Source organism: Aromatoleum evansii, assembly GCF_045689615.1.
GTDB classification, from domain to species: domain Bacteria; phylum Pseudomonadota; class Gammaproteobacteria; order Burkholderiales; family Rhodocyclaceae; genus Aromatoleum; species Aromatoleum evansii.
The window spans coordinates 1,629,753-1,652,327 of sequence record NZ_CP141259.1 but is presented as its reverse complement, the minus strand read 5'-3'; the positions used below and the strand labels follow the sequence as shown (position 1 = coordinate 1,652,327).

The window sequence follows — 22,575 nt, the reverse complement described above, 5'->3', positions numbered from 1 at the left end:
GCTTGTTCCAGCCGCCCCTGCCGGGCGGCCCTCGGTTCATGCCGTAATGACTGCCTTGTCCGGCATCTCGGCATACAGCGCCGCCACGAGATCCGCGCGCCGCGTCAGCACCGCACGCTGATTGATGTAGCCCTTGTCGGTGATCTCGCCCGCCTCCACCGACGGCGGTTCCGCCATCAGCAGCGCGCGCGTCGGCACCGTCGAGGATCCGCCTCCGCCCTGCGCCAGCGCCGTCATCCCCAGACGCACCCGCGCCAGCACCGCCGGATTCGCCAGCACCTGCTCCACCGGCGCGTCGGCCGGCAGGCCGGGGCACAGCGAGCGGCACTCGGAGACGTTCGGGAAGACCAGGAAGCCGATCTCGTCGCGGTCGTGGCCGGTCACGACGATGTCCTGGGCGACGGGCTTCAGCGCGTCGATCCCCTTCACCCGCAAGGCGCCGACGTGCACCCAGGTGCCGGTGAGCAGCTTGAAGTCCTCGCCGACGCGGCCATCGAACAGCAGGCCCTCTTCGGGCTTTGCCGGATCGACGAACTCGACCGCATCGCCGATCAGGTAGAAGCCTTCCTCGTCGAAGGATTTCGCCGTGAGCTCGGGCTGCTTCCAGTAACCGGGGAAGACGTTCGGCCCCCGCACGCGCACTTCGAGCTTGTCCGCCGACGGCACCAGTTTCAGTTCGACCCCCGGCACCGGCACCCCGATCACCCCCGAGCGCACGGCCTGGAAATGGCAGTCGGTCGCGAGCGGCGCCGTCTCGGTCGAGCCCCACGAGGACACCATCGCGACGCGGCGGCCGATGGATTCCTCCGAGAGGTTCTCCAGCTCCGCCCACAGGTGCTGCGGCAGCGCCGCGCCGGCATAGAAGATGAGCTTCAGGCGTCCGAAGAAGGCCTCGCGCAGTTCGCGGTCGCGGCGCAGCTCCGGCACCAGCATGTCGTAGGCGCGCGGCACGCTGAAATAGATCGTCGGCGACACCTCCCTGATGTTGCGCAGCGTCTTTCCAAGCAGCGCGGGCACCGGCTTGCCGTCGTCGATGTAGAGGCTGCCGCCGCAGCGCAGCACCATGTTCAGATTGTGATTGCTGCCGAAGGTATGGCTCCACGGCAGCCAGTCCACCAGCACCGGCGGCTCGTCCTTGAGGAAGGGCCACACCAGCTCCTTCGCGAGCTGGCTGGCGCACAGCATGCGCTGGGTGTTGATGACGGCCTTGGGCGTACCGACCGACCCGGACGTGAACAGGAACTTGGCGATCGTCTCCGGCCCGATGCGGTCGAAGGCGCGCATCACCGCGGCTTCGTCGCCGCTTCCCTTGCCACCACTCGCCTCGATGTCCGCGAACGCCACGCACCCCGCCGCCTGCCCGCTGCGCCGCCCCGCCACCACGACGCCGTCGTGCAGGTGGCGGATCGCCTCGATCGCAGCGGCGAAGCGCCCCACGTCGTCGGCATACACCACGCCGGGCCGCATCAGCTCGATGTTGCCCTTGAGCTTGGCGTGGTCCTTCGACATCAGCGAGTTGCCGGTCGAGATCGCGCACGAGGGCACGCCGACGTGCATCGCCGCGTACATCAGCAGCGCATGCTCGATGGAGTTGTCCGACAGGATCACCACCGGCCGCTCGGCGGACAGGTTCTGCCCCAGCAGCCAGGTCGCGATCACCACCACGCGCCGGCGCGCCTCGCCGTAGGTGAGCTTGTCCCACTCGCCCGCCGCATTGCGCTCGGCGAGGAAGACGCGCTCCGGCGCCTCACGCGCCCAGTGCTCCAGCCACTCGCCGACGCAGCGCGCATAGGCCTGCGGCAGCGGGATGCCCGAGCGCAGCACGCGGCTGCCATCGGGCCGTTCTTCCACATTGACGACCGGGCGCGCGAACATCGCGTCGGTCTCGTTGATCGCAGTGCTCATGAATCGTCCCCGCGTGCGTCGCTTACTTGATCAGCTTGTAGTTGCCGCTGTCGATCTTCACCAGCACGTGCGAGCGCTCGTCGAGGCCGAAATGGTCGTTCGCGTTCATGTTGTAGACGCCGTGGCTCGCGATGACCTCCTTGTTCGCCTCGAGCGCGTCGCGCAAGGCAGCGCGGAATTCCGGGGTGCCCGCCTTGGCCTTCTTCAGCGCGACGGGCACCGCCTGCTCGATCAGCCGCCAGGCGTCGAAGGCATGACCGGCGAAGGATGAGAACGAGCCGGCGCCATACTTCTCCTCGTACTTCGTGACAAGTTCCTTGCCGATCGTCTTGGACGGATGCGAATCGGGGATCTGGTCCACCACCACGACCGGCCCGACCGGGATGATCACGCCGTCGGCCGCCTTGCCCGCGACCTTGAGGAAGGCCTGGTTCGCGACCGCATGGGTCTGGTAGACCTGCCCCTTGTAGCCGCGCTCGACCAGGGTGGTCTGCGGCAGCGCGGCGGGGCTGCCGGAGCCGGCGACCAGGACCGCGTCCGGCCGGGCCGACACCAGCTTCAGGATCTGACCACTCACCGAGGTATCCGCACGCGCATAGCGCTCGGTCGCAACCAGCTTGATCCCGGCCGCTTCGGCCTTGGTGGTCACCGAAGTGAGCCAGTCCTCGCCATATGCATCCGAGAAGCCGATGAAGCCCAGCGTCTTCACCCCGTTCTGCTTCATGTGCCCGACCACCGCGGCGGCCATCACGCTGTTCTGCTGCGGGGTGCGGAACACCCACTTGTTGCGCTCGGCCGGCAGCGACACCGGGCTGATCGTGACCTGCGGCGTGGCGCTCTCGGTGGCCACCTCGGCGATCGCGGCGGTCGCCGGCGTCGTCGAGGAACCGACCAGCACGTCGACCTTGTCCTCGCTCACCAGCTTGCGCGCGTTCTTCGTCGCCATCGTGGGATCGGTCGCATCGTCGAGCACGATGAAATTGACCTTCTCGTTGCCGATCTGGGTCGGCAGCAGTGCGAACACGTTCTTCTCGGGAATCCCGAGCGAGGCGCCCGGCCCCGTGGCCGACAGCGAGATGCCGATCGTGATGTCGGCCAGCGCCGGCGAAACGTACGAGGCGGCGGCCAGCGAGCACAGCACTGCGAGTTTCTTGACCTGCATTTTCACTCACTCCTTTGGTGTCTTGATGCCCGACCGTGTCGGGTCGATTGGGTGGCGGCTAGGACCGCTCTGTCGCCAGACCTCGAAACGGGTCGGCATGGTGTGAAAGTTAGCAGCGCTATTATCACTTGTCAAACACTTGTTCAAGTAGTTTGTCAGCTGCCTTGTGCGCCCCTTGCGAGGTACTCCGGCACATGGGGATCCGCGGCCGGAACACCCGAGCAAGGATCAGAAACTGTGCCGCATGCCGACGCCGAACAAGGTCGTCGCACCGCCGAGCTCGGCCAGGCCGCCGTTGTACACGCTGCGCGCCACCGCGTCGTCGTTGTCGGCGCGGATCACGCGCCCGTACAGCGCCGTGCGCTTCGACAGGTCATGGCTGTAGCCGAGGGCCCAGGAACGCGAATCCGACTGGCTCGCATCCGACCTGTAGCCCGCGTAGGCGAGCTGCACGTTTCCCGCCGCGCCGACGGGAACGCGCGCACCGATGTTCCACAGCCGCGCCTCGGCCACAACGTCGCCGTCCAGCGTCTGGTAGCTGCCAATGACTTTCACGAGCTTGAAATCGTACGACGCGCCGAGCATGTGTTCGCGCTGCCGGCGGTCGACGACGGGCGCGGCGACGGTGCTCGTGTCGAGGCGATGGAACACGTAGCCGACCGACAGCGGGCCGTTCGCGTAGTTGAGGCTCACGCCCGCGAACTCGCCCGCATTGCGGTTCACCGTGCTCTCCTGCCCGAAGCCATACATCGCGCTGACCGTCAGCCCGCCCCAGTTCGGCGAGTTCCAGTTGATCGAGTTGTTCATCCGCCCCGGACCGGTCGACACGATGCTCATGCTCCCCTGCGCCGCGAGCGCGGTCACGGGCGAGAACGGCCCGCCCATCAGCGCGTCGTAGCGCAACAGCGACATCCAGTAACCCGGCGAATGCTGGCGCCCGGCCGTGACGGTCCCGAAACCGCCCTGCAGGCCGACCAGCGACTGTCGGCTGAACAGCACGCCCGGCGGCACGGTGCCGCCCGTATCGGCCGCGATGCCGCTTTCCAGACGGAACAGCGCCTTCAGGCCGTTGCCGAGATCCTCGGTGCCGTGGAAACCGATGCGGCTCGGCTCGAGGCCGCCGCTGTCGAGCACCGTGAGGCTCTTGTGCTCCCCGCGCGCATGGCCGACGAACATGTCCATCGCGCCGTAGATCGTGACGTTCGACTGCGCCTGCGCCGGGCCGGCGAATGCGCCCAGCGCAGCAAACCCTGCAGCGATCCGAATCCCTTTCATGCCTCCTCCTTTTCCCGTATCGATGTTTTCGCGTGCGGACGACGGGCACAACAAAGCCCCGCCCGCGTCGTCCGGCGCAGGCGGGCGTAAGCCAAGAAGGGATCAGGCCGCGAGCCTGTCCTGGTGCTTCCCGCCCAGCCCCAAATAGGACTCGATCACGCGCGGATCGTCAGCGAGCTGCCTGGCCGGGCCTTCCATCGAGATCTCGCCCGTCTCCAGCACGTAGGCGTAGTCCGCCACCTGCAGCGCGGCGCGCGCGTTCTGCTCGACGAGCAGGATCGACACCCCGCGCCGGCGCAGCTCGCCGATGATGCGGAAGATCTCGCGCACGATCAGCGGGGCGAGGCCCAGGCTCGGCTCGTCGAGCATCAGCAGCTTCGGCTTGGCCATCAGCGCGCGGCCCACCGCCAGCATCTGGCGCTCGCCGCCCGACAAGGTGCCCGCGAGCTGCGCCTTGCGCTCCTCGAGGCGCGGGAAGAGGTGGTACACCTCCTTCATCGTCTCGGCGTGGTCGCGCTTGCCCATGCGGTAGCGCTGGAAGGCGCCCAGCAGCAGGTTGTCCTCGACGCTCATCTCGGCGAAGAGTTCGCGCTTTTCCGGCACGAGGTTCATGCCGCGCGCGACCATGCGCTCGACCCGCGGCACGTATTCGGCCTCGCCGTCGAAGATGACCTGCCCGCGCGACTCCAGCAGGCCCATGATCGCCGACAGCATCGTCGTCTTGCCCGCGCCGTTGGGGCCGATCACGGTGACGATCTGGCCTTCGCCGACGCGGATGTTGGCGTTCGACAGGGCTTCCACCTTGCCGTAGGCGACGCACAGGTCGCGCACCTCGAGCACCGCGCGCGGGGTGCCGGGGGCGCTTTTGCCAGCCTCGTCGATCGTCTGCTCGATCACATTCATCTCCACGCTCATGCCGTTCATTCCACACCTCCGAGATAGGCTTCGAGCACCGCGGGGTTCTGCTGCACTTCCTCGGGCAGGCCTTCGGCGATCTTCTGGCCGAACTCCATCACCACCACGCGATCCACGAGCCCCATGACGAAGTCCATGTCGTGCTCGACGAGGAGAATCCCCATGCCTTCGCCCCTGAGCTTCCTGAGGAGCTCGGCGAGCGCCTGCTTCTCCTTGAAGCGCAGGCCCGCGGCCGGCTCGTCGAGCAGCAGCAGGCAGGGGTCGGCGGCGAGCGCGCGGGCGATCTCGAGGATGCGCTGCTGGCCCAGCGCGAGGCTGCCGGCAGCGTCGAACATGTGCTCGGCGAGGCCCACGCGCTCGATCTGGCGCGCCGCTTCGTTCAGGAGGCGCGCCTCTTCGGCGCGGTCGAGGCGCCAGGCGGCGGGGAACACGCCCTTGTCGCCGCGCATGTGGGCGCCGATGGCGACGTTCTCCAGCACGCTCATGGTCGGCAGCAGCTTCACGTGCTGGAAGGTGCGGCTCATGCCCATCCTGGCGATCTCGCGCGAGCCGCGCCCGGCGACCGGCTTGCCGAGGAACAGCACCTCGCCCGAGGTCGGGGTGTCGACGCCCGAGATCTGGTTGAACATGGTGCTCTTGCCCGCGCCGTTGGGGCCGATCAGAGCGAGGATCTCGCCCGCCTTCACGCTGAGGCTCATGGCGTTGTTGGCCACCAGGCCGCCGAACTTCCTCGTGACCTCCTTCGCTTCGAGGATCACCTCCCCGCGCGCGGGCAGCGGTTTCTTCGGCAGCGGCTCGGCCGCGGCGTCGAGCGTGCGCCGGGTCACCTTCACCGGCACGAGGCGGGCGAAGATCGGCCACAGGCCTTCGCGCGCACGCTGCAGGATCACAATCATCATCAGGCCGAAGACGATCACCTCGAAGTTGCCGCTCTGGCCGAAGAGCTGCGGCAGGATGTCCTGCAGCCACTGCTTGACGATGGTGATGACGCCCGCCCCCAGCAGCGCGCCCCATACCTGGCCGGCGCCGCCCACCACGGCCATAAAGAGGTACTCGATGCCGATGTGCAGACCGAAGGGGGTGGGGTTCACGAAGCGCTGCAGGTGCGCGTAGAGCCAGCCCGAGGCACAGGCGTGCAGCGCGGCGATGACGAAGATGACCATGCGCGAACGCGCGGTATCCACGCCCATCGCCTCGGCCATCACCATGCCGCCCTTCAAGGCGCGGATGGCGCGGCCTTCGCGCGAGTCGAGCAGGTTCTGGGTGGTGAACACCGCCGCGAGCAGGAAGACCCAGATGAGGTAGAAGATGTGGCGGCCTTCGGTGAGCTCGAAGCCGAAGAGCGCGATGGGCGGGATGCCGGTCAGCCCCGTGTGGCCGCCCAGGGTCTCGAGGGTGCCGAAGAGGAAGTACAGGCTGATGCCCCAGGCGATGGTGCCCAGCGGCAGGTAGTGGCCGGAGAGCTTCAGCGTGAGCGAGCCGAGGACGAAGGCGACGGTGGCAGTGAACACCAGGCCCACGCCGAGCGCGAGCCAGGGCGAGCCGCCCGCCCAGGCGAGCCAGGCGGGCAGTTCGGTCGCGGTGGTGAGCACCGCGGTGGTGTAGGCGCCCAGGCCCACGAAGGCAGCCTGGCCGAAGCTGGTGAGGCCACCCACGCCGGTGAGCAGCACGAGGCCGAGGGCCACCAGCGCGTACAGGCCGATGTAGTTCAGGAGCGTGACGTAGAAGGGCGGCATCACGAGCGGCGCCACCAGCAGCACGAGCATGAAGGCGCCGAGCACGACGCGCGGGGAGAGTGCGGGCTTCATTCCTCTTCCTCCACGTGGTGGCTGGTGAGCGAGCGCCACAGCAGCACCGGGATGATGAGCGTGAACACGATGACTTCCTTGTAGGCGCTGGCCCAGAAGGAGCTGAAGGCTTCGAGCAGGCCGACCAGCACGGCGCCGGCGGCGGCGATCGGGTAGCTCGCGAGCCCGCCGACGATGGCGGCGACAAACCCCTTCAGGCCGATGAGGAAGCCGGTGTCGTAGTAGATGGTGGTGATGGGGGCGATCAGCACGCCCGAGAGCGCGCCGATGAGGGCCGCGAGCAGGAAGGTGAGCCGCCCGGCGAGCGCGGGCGAGATGCCCATCAGGCGCGCGCCGTTGCGGTTCATCGCGGTCGCGCGCAGCGCCTTGCCGTAGATGGTGCGGCCGAAGAACTGGTACAGGGCGACGATGAGCACGATGGAGGCGGCGACGACCCAGATGGTCTGGCCGGTGACCATCATCGGGCCGAGCTCGAAGCGCGCTTCCGAGAAGGCCGGGGTGCGCGAGCCTTCGGCGCCGAAGAAGAGTAAGCCGAGGCCCACCATGCCCACGTGCACGGCGACCGAGACGATCAGCAGGATCAGCACCGGGGCGGCGGCGATCGGCTGGTAGATGAGGCGGTACATCAGCGGCCCCATCGGCACGATCACGAGCAGCGCGAGCAGCACCTGCACGGCGAGCGGGAGTGTGGCGAGCGGCAGCAGGTAGAGCAGCGCCGCGAGCACCAGCGGGTAGCCGGCGTTCCACGCCAGCACGCCCGCGAGCCGCCCCTTCTGGCCGCTGGCGAGTGCGCCGCGGGCATCGACCACGGCCGCGAGCACCCCGGCGCCGACGAGCAGCCACAGCGTCGCCGGCACGTGGCCGGCCTGGATCATGACCAGGGTCAGCGCGCCATAGGCGACGAACTCCCCCTGCGGAATGAAGATCACCCGCGTCACGGCAAACACCAGCACCAGCGCGAGCGCGAGCAGCGCATAGATCGCACCGTTGGTGATGCCGTCCTGTGCGAGCAACAGCGCTATCTGAATATCCATGGGCAAACCCCGGCCGTCCGCGTCGAGGCGCGGAAACGCATGAGATGAAAGGAAGGAAGCGCGCCGGCGGCGGCTAGGCGGACGTCGGCGACGTCCGGGCAAGCGGATCGCGCGCGGGATGGGGATGAGGCAAGGGCGAGGGTTCGCCGGCACGGGGCGCGGCGGCAGGGGTGGTGGTCATTGCGTGTTGTCTCCGTCTTTTGGCCGCCCCCAAGCGGGTGCGGCGGATGGCGGTCTCTGTGGCCGCTCTCGAGTCTTGCTCCCGCAGGCGCAGATCCTGACGGTGCCCGATCAAGCTACAGACATCGCACAGACTTGTCAAACACTTGTTCAAGTAGTCTAATTACCGCCGAGGAATACGCGGAGCCGCCGCTCGCGCCCCGCACTCCACCCCGGGACATGCAGCCCGGCGCCCTGCGCGCTATGATTTCCGCCCGACAACCGCTTCCAGCCCGCCCCTGATGACATCCGCTTCAGCCGCCGCCCACGACGATTCGCCTCCTTCCTCGACCGAGGCCGAGATCCTGCGGCTGTCGCGCGAGGAACCCGAACTCGGGCAGGCCGCCGTCGCGGAACGCCTGCGCCGCACCGGGCTGACGATCTCCGCGTCCGGCGTACGCTACATCTGGCAGAAGCACGGCCTGGAGACCACCGCCAAGCGCCTGCAGGCACTCGTGGATGCCACCCCGGAAGGCCTCGCGACGCTCACCGACAACCAGCGCGAACTCCTCGAACGCGGCACGCTCAGCGCGCAACTCGCCAGCTCCGCCGGCGACGGCGCGGGCGACAAGGACGAACCGCTCGACCGCCGCCAGATCATCCTCAACGCCGCCGCCGAACTCTTCTCCGAGCAGGGCTACGACCGCAGCTCGATCCGCGACATCGCGCGCAAGGTCGGCCTGCTGCCCGGCTCCGTCTACCACCACTTCGCCTCCAAGGACGAGCTCTACCTCGCGGTGCACCGCGAAGGCTTCCAGCGCGTGATGAGCACGATCACAAGGGAGATCGCAGCGCTTTCCGATCCCTGGGAGCGCCTGCGCCGCGCCTGCGAGGTGCACGTCGCGCAGATGATCGAAGGCCCGGCGGTCGAACGCATCACCGGGCACAACCTCGCGCTCGTCGGCAACCAGGAGCTCCTCGCCAAGATCCAGCCCGCGCGCGAAGCCTACGAGCAACTGTTCCGCGATCTGGTCAACGCCCTGCCCGTCGCCGCCGGCACCGACCGCTCGCTGCTGCGCCTGTTCCTGCTCGGCGGCATGAACTGGGTGTACCTGTGGTACCGCGAAGGCCGCCGCACCCCGCAGCAGATCGCCGATGAGATGGTCGAGATGGTCCGCCGCGGCGTCGAGCCGTCCTGAACGCCAACTCGCGGGGTAGAAACCCCGTTTCCTTGCCTTTCCGCCGCGATCCTCCATAACTGAAATGGATGATCGGAGACGGCCATGTTCAAGGACAGGGAAGACGCCGCGCGCCAGCTCGCGGCGAAGCTCAAGGGACGCCCGCTGAAGGATCCGCTCGTGCTGGCGATTCCGCGCGGTGGCGTCGTCACAGGCGCCGTGCTCGCGCGCGAACTCGGCGCAGAACTGGACGTGGTGCTCGCCCGCAAGCTGCGCGCCCGCTACGACCCTGAACTCGCGGTCGGCGCGATCGGCGAGGACGGCGAGGAGTACCTCGCCGACTATGCGCGCTCGGTCGTCGGAATCGATGACGATTACCTCGAGCGCGAACGCGCACACCAGATCGCCGAGATCGACCGGCGCAAGGAACGCTTCCGCGCCGTGCGCCCCGCAGCGGAAATCGCGGGCCGCTCGGTCATCGTCACCGACGACGGCGTGGCGACCGGCGCGACCATGCTCGCGGCCCTGCACGTGATCCGCGCGAAGCAACCGCACGAGCTGATCGTCGCCGTCCCGGTGGCCCCGCCCGACACGCTGGACACCCTCGCCCGCCACTGCGACAGCGTCGAATGCGTGCTCAAGCCGACTTGGCTGGGTGGCATCAGCGGCTTCTACGGCGATTTCACGCAGGTCGAGGACGAGGAGGCCTTGCGCCTGCTGCGCGACTACCGCCGGCCTGCGCCCCGCCCGTAACCGCAAGCGCACCGATCCCCGCGACGCGATTACAAACCGGCAATCCGATACCACCGTTCGCCCTGAGCCTGTCGAAGGGCGCTGCCAGGGCTTCGACAGGCTCAGCCCGGACGGTACTCAGTTTTCGGGTTGACCACGCTGCGCCCCACGCCGCAGCCACGCCTTGCGCCCCTCCTCGAGCGCCACCATCGCGAGCGCCAGCGGCAGCATCCATATCCAGGTCGTGGCATCCAGCGGCGCGGTGCCGAAGATGGCGTTGCCGACGGGGAGGTACACGATCGCAGCGATCAGCACGAGCTCGAACCCCAGTCCCCACAGCAGCAGCCGATTCGCCCCCAGCCCCAGGGGCCAGGCAGCCTGCCGCGCATTGCGGCACAGGAACAGGTTCGCGACCTGCATCACGACGATCGTCGCCAGGCAGGCCGTGGTCGCCTCGAGGTACAGCGGGTCCAGCCTGCCCAGCCCCTCGCCGCGCACCCAGCCGCCCGCCGCGAGCACGCCGAAGAACACGGCGAGCGACGCCGCCGACTCCAGTACACCGAGGAACAGGTAGGCCCGCGCGACCAGCGCCCCGTCCACCAGGCGCGCGCTGCGCGGGCGCGGCGGCCGCTGCATCAGCCCCGGCGACGGCGGTTCGGCGCCGAGCGCGAGCGCCGGCAGCATGTCGGTGCCGAGGTCGACCGCCAGGATCTGGATCACCGTCAGCGGCAGGGGCACGCGCAGCAACACGAACACCAGGCACGGGACCAGTTCGGGAATGTTGGACGTCAGGATGTAAGTAAGGAACTTGCGCAGGTTATCAAACACCGCACGCCCTTCCTCGATCGCGCTGACGATGGTCGCGAAGTGGTCGTCCAGCAGCACCATGTCCGCCGCCTCCTTCGCCACATCGGTGCCGCCGCGCCCCATTGCGATGCCGATGTCCGCCGCCCGCAGCGCCGGCGCATCATTCACGCCGTCGCCCGTCACCGCGACCACGTCTCCGCGCCGTTGCAGGGCCTGCACGACGCGCAGCTTGTGCTCCGCCGTGACACGCGCGCAGATCACCTCGGGACTGTCGAGCGCCAGCGCGAGCTGCGCCGCATTCATGCGCGCGACGTCCTCGCCGCGCAAAACCCGTGGCGCCTCTCCGGTGAGACCGATCTCGCGCCCGATCGCGACGGCCGTTGCGGGGTAATCCCCGGTCACCATGATCACGCGGATGCCCGCCTCGCGGCAGCGGGCCACCGCCTCGCGCACGTCCGGCCGCGGCGGATCCTCGATGCCGGCGAGGCCTTCAAGGATCAGGTCCCGCTCGGCCTCGTCTTTGGCCCTATCGTCGGCGACCGTCTCACCGATATCGAGCCGGCGCCGCGCCAGCGCGATCACCCGCAGGCCGCGTCGCGCCATCGCATCGAGCGCGCTGCGCACGGCGTCCGCGTCCACCGCAACGGTCCCGCCATCGGATGCGCGCTGCAGCACGCAGCGCGGCACGACGACCTCCGGCGCCCCCTTGCACAGCAACCAGACCTCGCCATCACCCTCCACGGCCACCGACATGCGGTTGCGCCCCGTCTCGAACGGCAGTTCGCCCACCCGCCTGCCCGACTCCCGCACACCCCATGCCGTGGCGCACTCGACCAGCGCAACCTCCATCGGATCGCCCGCGTAGCCGCCCTCCACGTCTGCATCGGGCCGCAGGCTGTGGCACCCCGCCGCAACCGCCAGCCATCCCGCCAGCTCCGCCGTCACGCCCGCCCCGTTTGCCCCCTCCGCCCCCGCCGGGCGCGGCGTCCGCTCCCGCCCCCCGGCCAGCAGACTCACGACGCGCATGCGGTTCTCGGTCAGCGTCCCGGTCTTGTCCGTGCAGATCACCGTCGTCGCGCCGAGCGCCTCGACCGCCGGCAGGTGGCGCACCAGCGCATTGCGCCGCGCCATGCGCTGCGTCGCCATCGCGAGGGACAGCGTCACGGTCGGCATCAGCCCCTCGGGCACGTTGGCGACGATGATCGCGATCGCGAACAGCGCGCTGTCCCAGAAAGGCACGCCGATCGCGCGCCCGACGAAGAAGAACACCGCACCCAGCGCCGTCGCCGCCAGAGCGACCAGCCGCGACAGGCGCGCGATCTCCAGCGCCAGCGGTGACGGCCGTTCCTCCGTGTGCTGGCTGAGGTGCGCAATGCGGCCGAACTCCGTGTGCATGCCGGTCGCGAATACCACCGCCCGCGCGTGTCCGGCCACGACGGAGGTCCCCGCGAGCAAGAGGTTGCGCGCGTCCTCGGCGCGCGCGGCCTCCACCGGTTCGGCCCCCCGTCCCACCGGCCGCGACTCGCCCGTCACCGTCGCGGCATTCACGCGCAGGCCCTGTGCTTCGATCACGCGGCAGTCGGCCGGCACGTTGTCGCCCGCTTCCAGCACGATCACGTCGCCCGGCACGAGATCCTGCGCCAGCACCGTCTCCAGCGCCCCGTCGCGGCAGACCAGCGCGCGCTGCGGCAGCAGCGCCGCCAGCGCCTCGATCGCCCGCTCGGCGCGGTACTCCTGCCAGAACGAAAAACATCCGTTCACGAAGATCACACCGACGATCGCGGCGGCCAGCGCACCCATGCCCTGCCCCGGATCGAACCGGTGGGCGATCAGGGCAAGCGCCGCGGCAAGCCACAGGATGATCGCGAAGAAATGGGTGAATTCGCGCGCGAAGCGCAGCGCAAGCAGCTGCCGCGGACGGGCCTCGACGCGATTGCGGCCGAAGGTTGCAAGACGACGCGCGGCCTCGGCGACGCCCAGGCCATCGCGCCCCGTTCCGAGCCCCGCCAGCACGTCCTCGACCTGTCCGCGCCAGATGTCCATCCTTGTCCCCGGTCCGTCTCCTGCCGCAGGCGCCGCCTGCCCGCGACCGCCCCTTTCGGCCCTGCGACCTGTTTCCAGCATGGATCGCGATCGCCGTTGCGCAATGCCAGAGGGGGCCGAATCCGCGTGAAAATTGCACACTTCAACAAAACAAGCGCCATCAGGCCCGGTTCACGCCCGCGCAGACGCCGCCTCTTCCGTTACTATCACTTACAGGCTACTGTCGACATGTCGTAACAATGCGGCCTCGGCCCCGGCGAAGCGGGTAGTCGGCAGCCCCCATAACGGACAGTGGTCATCGACGATCGGATAATCCGGCCAATGCGCGATCTTCAACTTCCGCAAACCGTCACGGCTGCAATCGAAGGCGCGAACGTTCCTCCGTTGCCGCAGGTCTTGTTGCGCCTGATACAGCTGCTGGACGACGAATCGTCGACCATCGATTCACTCGCCGCCGTCGTAAGCCAGGATCCCGCCCTGAGCGCCCGCATCCTGACCGCCGCCAATTCGGCAGCGCACTACCGCAGCACGCCGGCGAGCGACATCAAGTCCTGCGTCTCGCTGCTCGGAATCCGCATGGTGCGCGCGATGGCCACCTGCCTCGTGGTCAAGCGCCTGTTCGACACCGACCCCGGCACAGTCGCTGCCGATCTCACCGATTTCTGGCATCACTCGCTGCTGGTGGCCGAAACCAGCCGCGCCCTGGCGGCCGCAACCGGTTATCCGCATCCCGGAGAGGCCTATCTCGCCGGACTCCTGCACGACGTGGGACAGCTCGTGCTCATCTCCGCGCTGGGGGAACAGTACGCCTGGCTGCTGTCGCAGACGGGAGATGAAGACAAGCTGACCGAGCTCGAACGCACCAGCCTGTCCACGGAACACTGCGAGGTGGGCGCCTGGCTCGCCGACCAATGGCAGCTGGACAGCGGACTCGCCGACGCAATCCTGTTCCATCACGCGAGCGCCGAGGAAATCGCCACCGCATCGAACCTGCCCCGCCTCGTGTGGTTCGCCGACGTGCTCGCGCGCGGCGTGCGCGGCCTTGAGCCCTTCGAGGAACTCGCCACGACGCTCTTCGGCACCGATTCGAGTTTCGACCCCGGGCGCATCCTGACCCGTGCCCTCGACCACGTGCAGGTTATCGCCACCGCCATGGGGATCACGGCGCGGCCCGAACCCGACGACGCCCCGGCGCAGCGCACGCTCCCAAAAGTGACGGTCCTCGCACCTGCGCATGCGCCGCATGAAGCGGACCGCGCCCTGGCCGAGCGCGTCCGCGACATGGCAGTAATGCACCCACTGCAGCAGGACCTGCACGAACTGACGAGTGAAACCGAACTACTGAACGCCCTGCGCGAATCCGCGCGCATCCTGTTCGAACTGCCGCGCATGGGCTTCCTGCTCATCGACCGGGAATCGGGCGACCTCAGCGGCAGGGAAATCACGGGCCAGGCCGCCATCTTCCGCCAGACGCACGTCCCGCGGGGGACCGATGCGGGGCTCGCCACGCGCGCGATCGCCGAGCGTGAAGTGCGCAGCAGCTTCGACGATGCGCGGCCGGCACGCGAGTCCCTGCTCGACCGCCAGCTCGCGCGCGCCTTCGACAGCGAAGGCGTACTCGCCGTGCCGATGGTCGGCAAGCGCCGCACCGTCGGCGTGATGCTGTTCGCCCTCGGCCACGCGGCCGACGCGCGACTCAGGCGCCGCACCCCCTGGCTGCTCAACTTCGGCCGTATTGGCGGCGTGTGTGTCGAGGCATGGCAGGACGCCACCGCCTCGCGCAGGCAAGCCGAGGACGAAGCGGCAGCCGCCTTCCGCCGCCAGGCGCGGCGCATCGTGCACGAGGCCGGCAATCCGCTCGGGATCATCAAGAGCTACCTGCGCATCCTCGACCAGAAACTGCCGGAAAACAGCGAGGTGCGGCACGAGCTCGATGTGCTGCGCGAAGAGATCGACCGCGTCGCCGGCATCGTGCGGCGCATGAACGAGGTGCCGACGGCGACTGGCGCCGCGACCTCCGTGGCGGTCAATGCGCTCATCCGCGAACTCCTCGCCCTGTATGGCGCGCCCCTTTTCGGCGACAGGGGGATCACCGTCACCAGCCGGCTCGGCGAAGACACCGAGAATGCCGCCTGCGACCCCGACAGCCTGAAACAAATCCTCGTTAACCTGTGGAAGAACGCCGCCGAGGCGACGCCCCGAGGTGGGCGCTTTGACATCTCGGTGCTCGACGGAGTCGTTCAGAATGGACGGCGACACGTCGAGATCCGCATTGAGGACAGCGGCGCGGGGATGCCCGAGGAGGCAATCCTCAACCTGTCTTTCCCGGATCAGGCGCACAGCAATGCCGATCGCGGCCATGGCCTGTCCATCGTGGGCAGCATCGCCGCCAGGATCGGCTGCAGAATTTCATGCCGCAGCAAGGCGGGCGTGGGCACGACGCTCTCGCTCCTGCTGCCGTGCATCCCGGTTTCATGATGCTTGCGAGCCAGCGCGATGCGTGACGCTCGCTCCGGAGAACTTCGATGGAGATTGGCAAGAGCCTGTTCCTGGCAGGCAAGCCCGGCCCTGCGGCGCAAACCGTTGCGCGGGTGCTGATCGTCGACGACGAGCCGCGCATACGTGAAGCCTACGGTGCGCTCCTCGCTGCGGAAGGACGCGAGATCCTCACCTGCGCCAACGGCGCCGACGCAATCGCCCAGCTCGGCAGCACCGAGATCGACGTCATGGTGCTGGACCTGCACCTGCCCGACATGCACGGCACCGAGATCATGGCGTGGATGGGCGAGGCCGGCATCGACACCGCCGTGGTGGTGTTCAGCGGCGACGACGCGATCGATTCGGCCATCCTCGCCCTGCGGCGCGGCGCCTGCGAATTCATCCGCAAGCACGCCGACCCGGAAGACCTGATCCGGACGGTCGACAAGGCCATCAGCCGGCGCCGCCTCGAGCGCGAGAACGCGCGCATGACCGCGCGCCTCGAAGAGTCCGAGCGGCTGCATCGCTTCCTCGTCGAATACTCGCCCGACATCATCTACACGCTCGACCCGGAAGGCCGCTTCGTCTTCCTCAACCGCCGCATCGAATCCCTGCTCGGCTACAACCGCGGCGAGCTCGTGGGCAAGCACTACTCGGTGATTGTCCACCCCATGGACCTGGAGCAGGCTCGCAGCGCCTTTGCCGAGCGCCGGGTCGGCCTGCGCGCGACGACCAACCAGGAAATCCGCCTGCGCTGCCGCAACCTCGACGTCCGCAGCTTCGAAAACCGCACCATCGTCGCGATGCTGAGCTCGCAAGGCATCTACCAGCAGGAAGTCGAGGACGGCGACGCGAAGCGCTTCATCGGCACTGCCGGCGTGCTGCGCGACATCACCGAACGCAAGCACGCCGAGGAGACGATCAGCTACCAGACCTACCACGACCTCCTCACCGGCCTGCCCAACCGCGTGCTGTTCCGCGACCGCCTCAACCTCGCGATCAGCCAGGCGCGCCGCCGCGGCGAAGTGGTCGGGCTGATGTACATCGACCTCGACCGCTTCAAGCTCGTGAACGACACCCACGGCCAGCTCGAAGGCGACGAGCTGCTGAAGGGCTTTGCGCGTCGCGTGCGCGAATGCCTGCGCGCCGGCGACACGATGTCGCGCCAGAGCGGCGACGAATTCACCATCCTGCTGCCCGACATCGCCGACGCCGAGGCCGTGCGCACGATCGCGGAGAAGATCACCACGGCGCTGAAAACGCCCTTCACCGTTGGCGGGCGCGACTTTCGCTGCACGGCGAGCATCGGCATCGCGGTGTTCCCCGACGACGCCGAAACGCCGGACCACCTGTTGCGCGACGCCGACATCGCGATGTGCCAGGTCAAGGCCCAGGGCAAGAACGGCTTCCTGCGCTACACGCCGGAAATGAGCCGCAACCACAGCGAGCGCGTAGACCTCGACAACGAGCTGCGCATCGCGATCGAAAGCGGCCAGCTCACGCTGCACTACCAGCCGCAGATCGACATCCGCCGCGGCCGCGTCACCGGCGTCGAGGCGCTGGTACGCTGGGAACACCCCGAACGCGGCATGCTGGGCCCCAACACCTTCATCCCGCTCGCCGAGGAAGGCGGCCTGATCTTCGCCATCAGCGACTGGGTGCTCAACGAAGCCTGCCGCCAACAGGCGAGCTGGATCAAGCAGGGCATCACCGACCTGAAGGTCGCCGTGAACATTTCGCCGCTCGAATTCACCCGCGCCGACATCGTCGAGCGCATCCTGCAGCCGATCCGCACGCACCAGCTGGCGCCCGAATGCATCGAGATCGAAATCACCGAAAACATGCTGATGGATGACGCCGAAACCGTCATCGCCAAGGTGCAGGAGCTGCGCACGCACGGCCTGCGTATCTCGATCGACGACTTCGGCACGCGCTTCTCGTCGCTGAATTACCTGCGCCGCTTCCCCGTCAATACCATCAAGATCGACCAGTCCTTCGTCCGCGACCTCGAGACCTCGGGTTGCCAGTCGCCGGTGATCAGCGCGATCGTCGGCATTGCGCGCGGCTTCGGGCTCAGCGTGCTGGCCGAAGGCGTGGAGACTGAAAGCCAGATCGACGCATTGCGGCTGCACGGCTGCGACGTGATGCAGGGCTTCCGCTTCAGCCGGCCGGTGCCGCCCGAGGACATCGTGCGCTACATCGCGGCGCACCAGGCGATGGAAACGACCTGAAGGGTCGCCCCCGCCCCTTCAAGGGGGTGAGGCAGGGGTTTCGGCGAGCACTGCTCGCCGCCTGCCGAACGACGGAGCGAAGCGCAGGCTCCCGGGCTGGGGTGGGGATGGGTCAGGCAGACGCCGCCGAAACCCATCCCCTCCTAACCTCCCCCTTGAAGGGGGAGGAAGACGATGCCCCATCAACGCGCGGACACTCCGTCGACCTGCACGACGCCACCTTCCACACGCACCGCGAAGCACGCGACCGGCTCGCACGCAGGCGGCGTGAGTGCCGCGCCCGTCACCAGCGAAAAACGCGCGCCGTGGCGCGGGCAGATCACCTCGTCGCCCTCGACGACGCCCCAGGACAAGGCCTCCTCCTCGTGGCTGCAGCGATCCGCTATCGCGTAGAAACGGCCTCCGACGTTGAACACCGCCACCTCGCGGCCATCGTCGAGCGCGACGACACGCACCGTTCCGTCGCCGAATTCGTCGCGCTTCGCGACATCGACCCAGTCCGCCATCACAGCAACCCCAGTTCCAGGCGCGCGGCCTCGCTCATCTGATCTGCCGACCATGGCGGATCCCACACCAGCTCGACGCTCGCCTCGCTGACGCCCGACACCTCCTCGACCACGCACTGCACGGTACCCGGAAAAGTCTCTGCGACGGGACAGCCCGGCGCCGTGAGGGTCATGCGCACGGAAACCTTGCCCGACTCCTCGTCGACGTCGAGTCCGTAGATCAGGCCCAGATCGTAGATATTGACCGGGATTTCCGGGTCGTACACGGTGCGCAGCGCCGCGATCACCTCGGCCCGCAGGCCGGTTACCGGCGGTGCCTGTTGCACTTCGGCCTTCAGCTTCTCGGCGCGATGCAGCCAATCGAAGATGCCCATTACCCTTCCCTCACTCTCCCCTTGCGCCCCGAGATTCCCGTGGGAGCGGCTTCAGCCGCGAATGGGTCGCGCCACACGCGATACCGCCGATTCGCGGCTGAAGCCGCTCCCACCGAATCATCTCGATTCCTCACCCTCCGTCGTCACCGGTACGGACTGGTCCCGCAGCGCCGCGAGCAGCGTGTGCCATGCGAGCGTCGCGCACTTCACGCGTGCCGGGAATTCCGCCACGCCGGCGAGCACTTCCAGCTTCCCGAGCGGCGGCGGCTCCGCGCCCCCCTGGCCGGTGACCAGCGCATGGAAGCCGTCGAACAGCGCCAGCGCCTCGGCCTCGGTCCTGCCCTTCAGCGCCTCGCTCATCAGCGACGCAGACGCCGTCGAGATCGCGCAGCCCGTGCCCTCGAAGCGCACGTCCTCGATCACGCCCTCGCGCGTTTTCACGAACAGCGTGATGCGGTCGCCGCACAGCGGATTGAAGCCCTCGGCCCTGTGGTTGGCATCGGCGAGCGCACCGAAATTGCGCGGCCGACGGCCGTGATCGATGATGAGTTCCTGGTACAGGTCGCGCAGCTCAGGCATCGCCGAACACCTCCCGCACCTTCTCCAGCGCCGCGAACAGGGCCGCGACATCCTCGTGCGTGTTGTACAGCGCGAACGACGCCCGCACCGTCGCCGCGACGCCGAAGCGCTCCATCAGCGGCATCGCGCAGTGGTGCCCGGTGCGCACGGCCACGCCCTCGTGGTCGAGGATGGAGCCGACGTCGTGCGCATGCACGTCCTGCAGCACGAAGGACAGGATCGCCGCCTTCTCCCGCGCCGTGCCGATCAGCCGCAACCCCGGAAACGCCCGCGCGCGTTCGGTCGCATCGCGCAGCAATGCACTTTCATGGGCCGCGATCGCATCGAGGCCGAGGTCGCGCACGTAGCGCATCGCCTCGCCCAACGCGATCGCCCCGGCGATGTTCGGGGTTCCGGCCTCGAACCTGTACGGCAAGTCGTTGTAGGTCGTGCGCGCGAAGCTCACCTGGCGGATCATGTCGCCGCCGCCCTGCCACGGCGGCATCGCCTCCAGCAGCGCGCGCCGTCCGTACAGCACGCCGGTGCCGGTCGGCCCGTACAGCTTGTGGCCCGAGAAGGCGTAGAAGTCGCAATCCAGCGCCTGCACGTCGATCGCCAGATGCGGCACCGCCTGCGCGCCGTCGAGCAGCACCGGCACGCCGCGCGCATGCGCCAGCGCGATCAGTTCGCGTACCGGATTGATCGTGCCCAGCGCGTTCGACACATGCGTCAGCCCGACGATGCGCGTGCGCGGCGACAGCAGCGACTCGAAGGCTGCCGCATCGAGTTCGCCGCTGTCGTCCACGGGCACCACCTTCAGCACCGCCCCGCTGCGCTCGCACGCGAGCTGCCACGGCACGATGTTGGAGTGGTGCTCCATGCCGGTGATCAGGATCTCGTCGCCGGCGCGGAAACGCGCCCCGAAGCTGTTGGCGACGAGATTGATCGCCTCCGTGGTGCCGCGCACGAACACGATCTCCTCGCGCTGCGCGGCGTTGATGAAGTCCCGTGCAATGTCGCGGGCGGCCTCGTACGCATCGGTCGCCTCCTGGCTCAGACGATGCACGCCGCGGTGCACGTTGGCGTTGAGATGCGCGTAGTAATGCGCCTCGGCGTCGATCACGCACTGCGGCTTCTGGCTCGTCGCCCCGTTGTCGAGATACACCAGCGGGCGGTCGTTCACCGTGCGCGCAAGGATGGGAAAATCGGCCCGCCGGCGCGCGATGCCGTCCGCCGGAGCGATCGCATTCGCCGCCCTGCCCAGCGCCGCACGTTCCTTCGGGTCGTCACGCATCATCGTCCTCCTCACGCCGCCTCGGGCAGCGCACCCGGCAACAGCGATTCGAGCCGCACCCGCAGCGGCCCGTGCTCGATGCCCGCGAGCGCGTCCGCCGCAAAGGCCCGGATCAGCAGCGCCCGCGCGTCGCCTTCGCCGATGCCGCGCGCGCGCAGGTAATGCAACTGATCCGCGTCGAGTTGGCCGACGGTCGCGCCGTGCGCACATTTCACGTCGTCCGCCCAGATCTCGAGCTGCGGCTTGGTGTCGACTTCGGCGTCCTCCGACAATAGCAGGTTGCGGTTCGACTGCAGCGCGTCGCTGCGCTGCGCATCCGGCCGTACGATCACGCGGCCGTTGAACACCGCCCGCGCCGCCTCGTCGAGCACGCCCTTGTACAGCTCGCGGCTGGTGCCGCGCGGGCTGGCGTGGTCGATGCAGGTGTGGTGGTCGATGTGCTGCCGCCCGCTTCCCACGTACAGGCCGGAAAGCCGCGCATCGCAGCCTTCCGCACCCAATCGCGTCGCGATCGCGGCGCGCGCGAGCTGTCCGCCGAAGGCGAACGCGTGCGATACGAAGCTGCTGTCCTGCCCCTGCTCGGCGGCGACCGCCGCAACGTGGAACCCCTTCCTGCCCTCCTGCTGCAGCTTCGTGTGCGCGACGCGCGCGCCACGCCCGAGCACGATGCGCGTCACCGTGTCGCCGAGGTAGGCGACGCCCTCCGGGCCGACGTGGTGTTCGATCACCGTCGCGCTGGCGCCTGCTCCGACCCGGATCAGGTTGCGCGGGAAGACCGCGAGATCGCTTCGCGTCGTGACGAACAGCAGGTGCACCGGCACTTCGAGCGCGACGCCCGCGGCCAGATCCATCCACGCGCCGTCGCTCCAGAACGCGGCGTTCAAAGCCGCGAAACCGTCCGTCGCCTTGTCGGCAGCAGCGAAGAAGGCTTCCGCATCCACCGCCCGCGTATCGAGCGCCTGCGCCAGACTGCCTACCCACGCGCCAGCCGGCAAGGGCATCGCTTGCGACAATCCCGGCACGAAATGACCATCGACGAACACCATTCGGTGCGTCCCCACCATCGCATGGCGCGACACCATCGCGTGCAGTTCGTCCGACAAGTCGACCGCCGCCGCCACCCTGAACGCCCGCCGCGCGATCGCCGCGACGCTGGTGTATTTCCAGTCCTCGTCGCGAGACGTCGGCAAGCCGAGCGCGGCGAAGCGTTCCATCGCCTCGTCACGGCACCGGCGCAGCCACGGCACGGCCGCCCCGGGAAGCCGCGGCGCGAGGGCCGGATACGCCGACAGGAATCCCGGCACGCAGGGTTCTGCGGGTGCGACTCTCATCGCTGCCCTCCCGCCGCACCGGCCTGCTGACCGCGCGCCTCCGCCTCGACCCAGGCATAACCGCGCCGCTCCAGCTCCTGCGCGAGGTCCGGCCCGCCCGACAGCGCGATCCGCCCCTGCGCGAGCACATGCACGCGATCGGGCCGGATGTAGTCGAGCAGGCGCTGGTAGTGCGTCACGAGGATCATCGCGCGCTCGCGGCCGCGCATCGCATTCACGCCATTCGCGACGACCTTCAGCGCATCGATGTCGAGGCCCGAATCGGTCTCGTCGAGGATCGCCAGGCGCGGCTCCAGCACGGCCATCTGCAGAATCTCGTTGCGCTTCTTCTCGCCACCCGAGAAGCCCTCGTTCACCGCCCGGTACAGCAGGGTCTCGTCCATGTCCATGAGCCTGAGCTTGCCCTTCACCAGCGCGAGGAAGTCCACCGCATCGAGCTCGGCCTCGCCGCGGTGCCGCCGCATCGCGTTGAGCGCCGCCTTCAGCAGATAGATGTTCGCGACCCCCGGGATCTCCACCGGATACTGGAATGCGAGGAAGATGCCTTCGCGCGCGCGTTCCTCCGGCGCCAGCGCGAGGAGGTCGCGCCCCATGTAGCGGACCTCCCCCTGCGTCACGACATAGCCTTCGCGCCCCGCCAGCACGTGCGCGAGCGTGCTCTTGCCCGAACCGTTCGGCCCCATGATCGCGTGCACCTCGCCCGCATGCACCTCGAGCTCCAGTCCTCGCAGGATGGGCTTGTCGTCGACCGTGACGTGCAGGTTGCGGATCTCCAGCATGGCGGT

At 68.6% G+C, this 22,575-nt stretch carries 17 protein-coding genes; 4 read left to right on the top strand and 13 right to left on the bottom strand.

Annotated features, from left to right (window positions below):
- Positions 1-36: 36 nt before the first annotated feature.
- The 6 genes from U5817_RS07580 to U5817_RS07555 all read right to left on the bottom strand — a co-directional run bounded on the left by U5817_RS07580 (position 37) and on the right by U5817_RS07555 (position 8,099).
- The gene (locus tag U5817_RS07580; RefSeq protein ID WP_407280242.1) at positions 37-1,905 is read right to left on the bottom strand and encodes a feruloyl-CoA synthase; all 1,869 of its coding nucleotides are present in this window, start codon (positions 1,903-1,905) and stop codon (positions 37-39) included.
- Between the two features lie 22 nt (positions 1,906-1,927).
- The gene (locus tag U5817_RS07575) at positions 1,928-3,067 is read right to left on the bottom strand and encodes an ABC transporter substrate-binding protein (protein ID WP_169125616.1); all 1,140 of its coding nucleotides are present in this window, start codon (positions 3,065-3,067) and stop codon (positions 1,928-1,930) included.
- Between the two features lie 228 nt (positions 3,068-3,295).
- Positions 3,296-4,342 (bottom strand): porin, encoded by a 1,047-nt coding sequence (locus U5817_RS07570; RefSeq protein WP_407280241.1) that lies wholly within the window; start codon positions 4,340-4,342, stop codon positions 3,296-3,298.
- 102 nt (positions 4,343-4,444) lie between these two features.
- The gene (locus tag U5817_RS07565; protein WP_407281036.1) at positions 4,445-5,245 is read right to left on the bottom strand and encodes an ABC transporter ATP-binding protein; all 801 of its coding nucleotides are present in this window, start codon (positions 5,243-5,245) and stop codon (positions 4,445-4,447) included.
- Between the two features lie 17 nt (positions 5,246-5,262).
- Positions 5,263-7,065 (bottom strand): ABC transporter permease subunit, encoded by a 1,803-nt coding sequence (locus U5817_RS07560; RefSeq protein WP_407279531.1) that lies wholly within the window; start codon positions 7,063-7,065, stop codon positions 5,263-5,265.
- Positions 7,062-8,099: a branched-chain amino acid ABC transporter permease gene (locus U5817_RS07555; RefSeq protein WP_407280240.1), complete on the bottom strand. Its 1,038-nt coding sequence runs from the start codon at positions 8,097-8,099 to the stop codon at positions 7,062-7,064. The genes U5817_RS07560 and U5817_RS07555 overlap by 4 nt, the downstream gene beginning before the upstream one ends.
- A gap of 461 nt (positions 8,100-8,560) precedes the next feature.
- Here U5817_RS07555 and U5817_RS07550 point away from each other — a divergent pair, with 461 nt between their 5' ends.
- On the top strand, positions 8,561-9,457 hold the full coding sequence (locus U5817_RS07550) for a TetR/AcrR family transcriptional regulator (RefSeq protein ID WP_407280238.1): 897 nt from the start codon (positions 8,561-8,563) through the stop codon (positions 9,455-9,457).
- An 84-nt stretch (positions 9,458-9,541) separates the two neighbouring features.
- Positions 9,542-10,189, top strand: coding sequence for a phosphoribosyltransferase (locus U5817_RS07545; protein ID WP_407280237.1), 648 nt, complete (start codon positions 9,542-9,544; stop codon positions 10,187-10,189).
- A gap of 117 nt (positions 10,190-10,306) precedes the next feature.
- Here the strand turns inward: U5817_RS07545 and U5817_RS07540 are convergent, their stop codons facing one another.
- Complete coding sequence (locus U5817_RS07540) at positions 10,307-13,018, bottom strand: cation-translocating P-type ATPase (protein WP_407280235.1); 2,712 nt, start codon at positions 13,016-13,018, stop codon at positions 10,307-10,309.
- Between the two features lie 321 nt (positions 13,019-13,339).
- On the opposite strand from U5817_RS07540, the gene U5817_RS07535 reads away from it, so the two are divergent.
- Together U5817_RS07535 and U5817_RS07530 are read left to right on the top strand one after the other, a co-directional pair.
- The gene (locus U5817_RS07535; RefSeq protein ID WP_407280233.1) at positions 13,340-15,496 is read left to right on the top strand and encodes an HDOD domain-containing protein; all 2,157 of its coding nucleotides are present in this window, start codon (positions 13,340-13,342) and stop codon (positions 15,494-15,496) included.
- Positions 15,497-15,543: 47 nt separating this feature from the next.
- Entirely contained in the window at positions 15,544-17,727 is a 2,184-nt protein-coding gene (locus tag U5817_RS07530) for a putative bifunctional diguanylate cyclase/phosphodiesterase (protein WP_407280231.1), read from the top strand.
- Positions 17,728-17,909: 182 nt separating this feature from the next.
- Here the strand turns inward: U5817_RS07530 and U5817_RS07525 are convergent, their stop codons facing one another.
- The 6 genes from U5817_RS07525 to sufC all read right to left on the bottom strand — a co-directional run bounded on the left by U5817_RS07525 (position 17,910) and on the right by sufC (position 22,569).
- On the bottom strand, positions 17,910-18,233 hold the full coding sequence (locus U5817_RS07525) for a non-heme iron oxygenase ferredoxin subunit (RefSeq protein ID WP_169132193.1): 324 nt from the start codon (positions 18,231-18,233) through the stop codon (positions 17,910-17,912).
- The gene (locus U5817_RS07520) at positions 18,233-18,607 is read right to left on the bottom strand and encodes an SUF system Fe-S cluster assembly protein (protein ID WP_169132192.1); all 375 of its coding nucleotides are present in this window, start codon (positions 18,605-18,607) and stop codon (positions 18,233-18,235) included. Before U5817_RS07520 ends, U5817_RS07525 begins: the two co-directional genes overlap by 1 nt.
- Positions 18,608-18,724: 117 nt before the next feature.
- Positions 18,725-19,186: a Fe-S cluster assembly sulfur transfer protein SufU gene (gene sufU, locus U5817_RS07515; RefSeq protein ID WP_407280229.1), complete on the bottom strand. Its 462-nt coding sequence runs from the start codon at positions 19,184-19,186 to the stop codon at positions 18,725-18,727.
- Complete coding sequence (locus U5817_RS07510; RefSeq protein ID WP_407281035.1) at positions 19,179-20,459, bottom strand: cysteine desulfurase; 1,281 nt, start codon at positions 20,457-20,459, stop codon at positions 19,179-19,181. Before U5817_RS07510 ends, sufU begins: the two co-directional genes overlap by 8 nt.
- An 11-nt stretch (positions 20,460-20,470) precedes the next feature.
- A complete protein-coding gene (gene sufD / locus U5817_RS07505) occupies positions 20,471-21,790 on the bottom strand; it encodes a Fe-S cluster assembly protein SufD (RefSeq protein WP_407280228.1) in 1,320 nt (439 codons plus the stop codon).
- Positions 21,787-22,569 (bottom strand): Fe-S cluster assembly ATPase SufC, encoded by a 783-nt coding sequence (gene sufC / locus U5817_RS07500; protein ID WP_169132198.1) that lies wholly within the window; start codon positions 22,567-22,569, stop codon positions 21,787-21,789. The genes sufD and sufC overlap by 4 nt, the downstream gene beginning before the upstream one ends.
- Between the last annotated feature and the right edge of the window lie 6 nt (positions 22,570-22,575).

What these genes read in the sequence shown, in the direction of transcription:
- U5817_RS07580 (WP_407280242.1), bottom strand. Translation starts at nt 1,905, where the DNA reads ATGAGCACTGCGATCAACGAGACCGACGCGATGTTCGCGCGCCCGGTC.
- U5817_RS07575 (WP_169125616.1), bottom strand. Translation starts at nt 3,067, where the DNA reads ATGCAGGTCAAGAAACTCGCAGTGCTGTGCTCGCTGGCCGCCGCCTCG.
- U5817_RS07570 (WP_407280241.1), bottom strand. Translation starts at nt 4,342, where the DNA reads ATGAAAGGGATTCGGATCGCTGCAGGGTTTGCTGCGCTGGGCGCATTC.
- U5817_RS07565 (WP_407281036.1), bottom strand. Translation starts at nt 5,245, where the DNA reads ATGAATGTGATCGAGCAGACGATCGACGAGGCTGGCAAAAGCGCCCCC.
- U5817_RS07560 (WP_407279531.1), bottom strand. Translation starts at nt 7,065, where the DNA reads ATGAAGCCCGCACTCTCCCCGCGCGTCGTGCTCGGCGCCTTCATGCTC.
- U5817_RS07555 (WP_407280240.1), bottom strand. Translation starts at nt 8,099, where the DNA reads ATGGATATTCAGATAGCGCTGTTGCTCGCACAGGACGGCATCACCAAC.
- U5817_RS07550 (WP_407280238.1), top strand. Translation starts at nt 8,561, where the DNA reads ATGACATCCGCTTCAGCCGCCGCCCACGACGATTCGCCTCCTTCCTCG.
- U5817_RS07545 (WP_407280237.1), top strand. Translation starts at nt 9,542, where the DNA reads ATGTTCAAGGACAGGGAAGACGCCGCGCGCCAGCTCGCGGCGAAGCTC.
- U5817_RS07540 (WP_407280235.1), bottom strand. Translation starts at nt 13,018, where the DNA reads ATGGACATCTGGCGCGGACAGGTCGAGGACGTGCTGGCGGGGCTCGGA.
- U5817_RS07535 (WP_407280233.1), top strand. Translation starts at nt 13,340, where the DNA reads ATGCGCGATCTTCAACTTCCGCAAACCGTCACGGCTGCAATCGAAGGC.
- U5817_RS07530 (WP_407280231.1), top strand. Translation starts at nt 15,544, where the DNA reads ATGGAGATTGGCAAGAGCCTGTTCCTGGCAGGCAAGCCCGGCCCTGCG.
- U5817_RS07525 (WP_169132193.1), bottom strand. Translation starts at nt 18,233, where the DNA reads ATGGCGGACTGGGTCGATGTCGCGAAGCGCGACGAATTCGGCGACGGA.
- U5817_RS07520 (WP_169132192.1), bottom strand. Translation starts at nt 18,607, where the DNA reads ATGGGCATCTTCGATTGGCTGCATCGCGCCGAGAAGCTGAAGGCCGAA.
- sufU (WP_407280229.1), bottom strand. Translation starts at nt 19,186, where the DNA reads ATGCCTGAGCTGCGCGACCTGTACCAGGAACTCATCATCGATCACGGC.
- U5817_RS07510 (WP_407281035.1), bottom strand. Translation starts at nt 20,459, where the DNA reads ATGCGTGACGACCCGAAGGAACGTGCGGCGCTGGGCAGGGCGGCGAAT.
- sufD (WP_407280228.1), bottom strand. Translation starts at nt 21,790, where the DNA reads ATGAGAGTCGCACCCGCAGAACCCTGCGTGCCGGGATTCCTGTCGGCG.
- sufC (WP_169132198.1), bottom strand. Translation starts at nt 22,569, where the DNA reads ATGCTGGAGATCCGCAACCTGCACGTCACGGTCGACGACAAGCCCATC.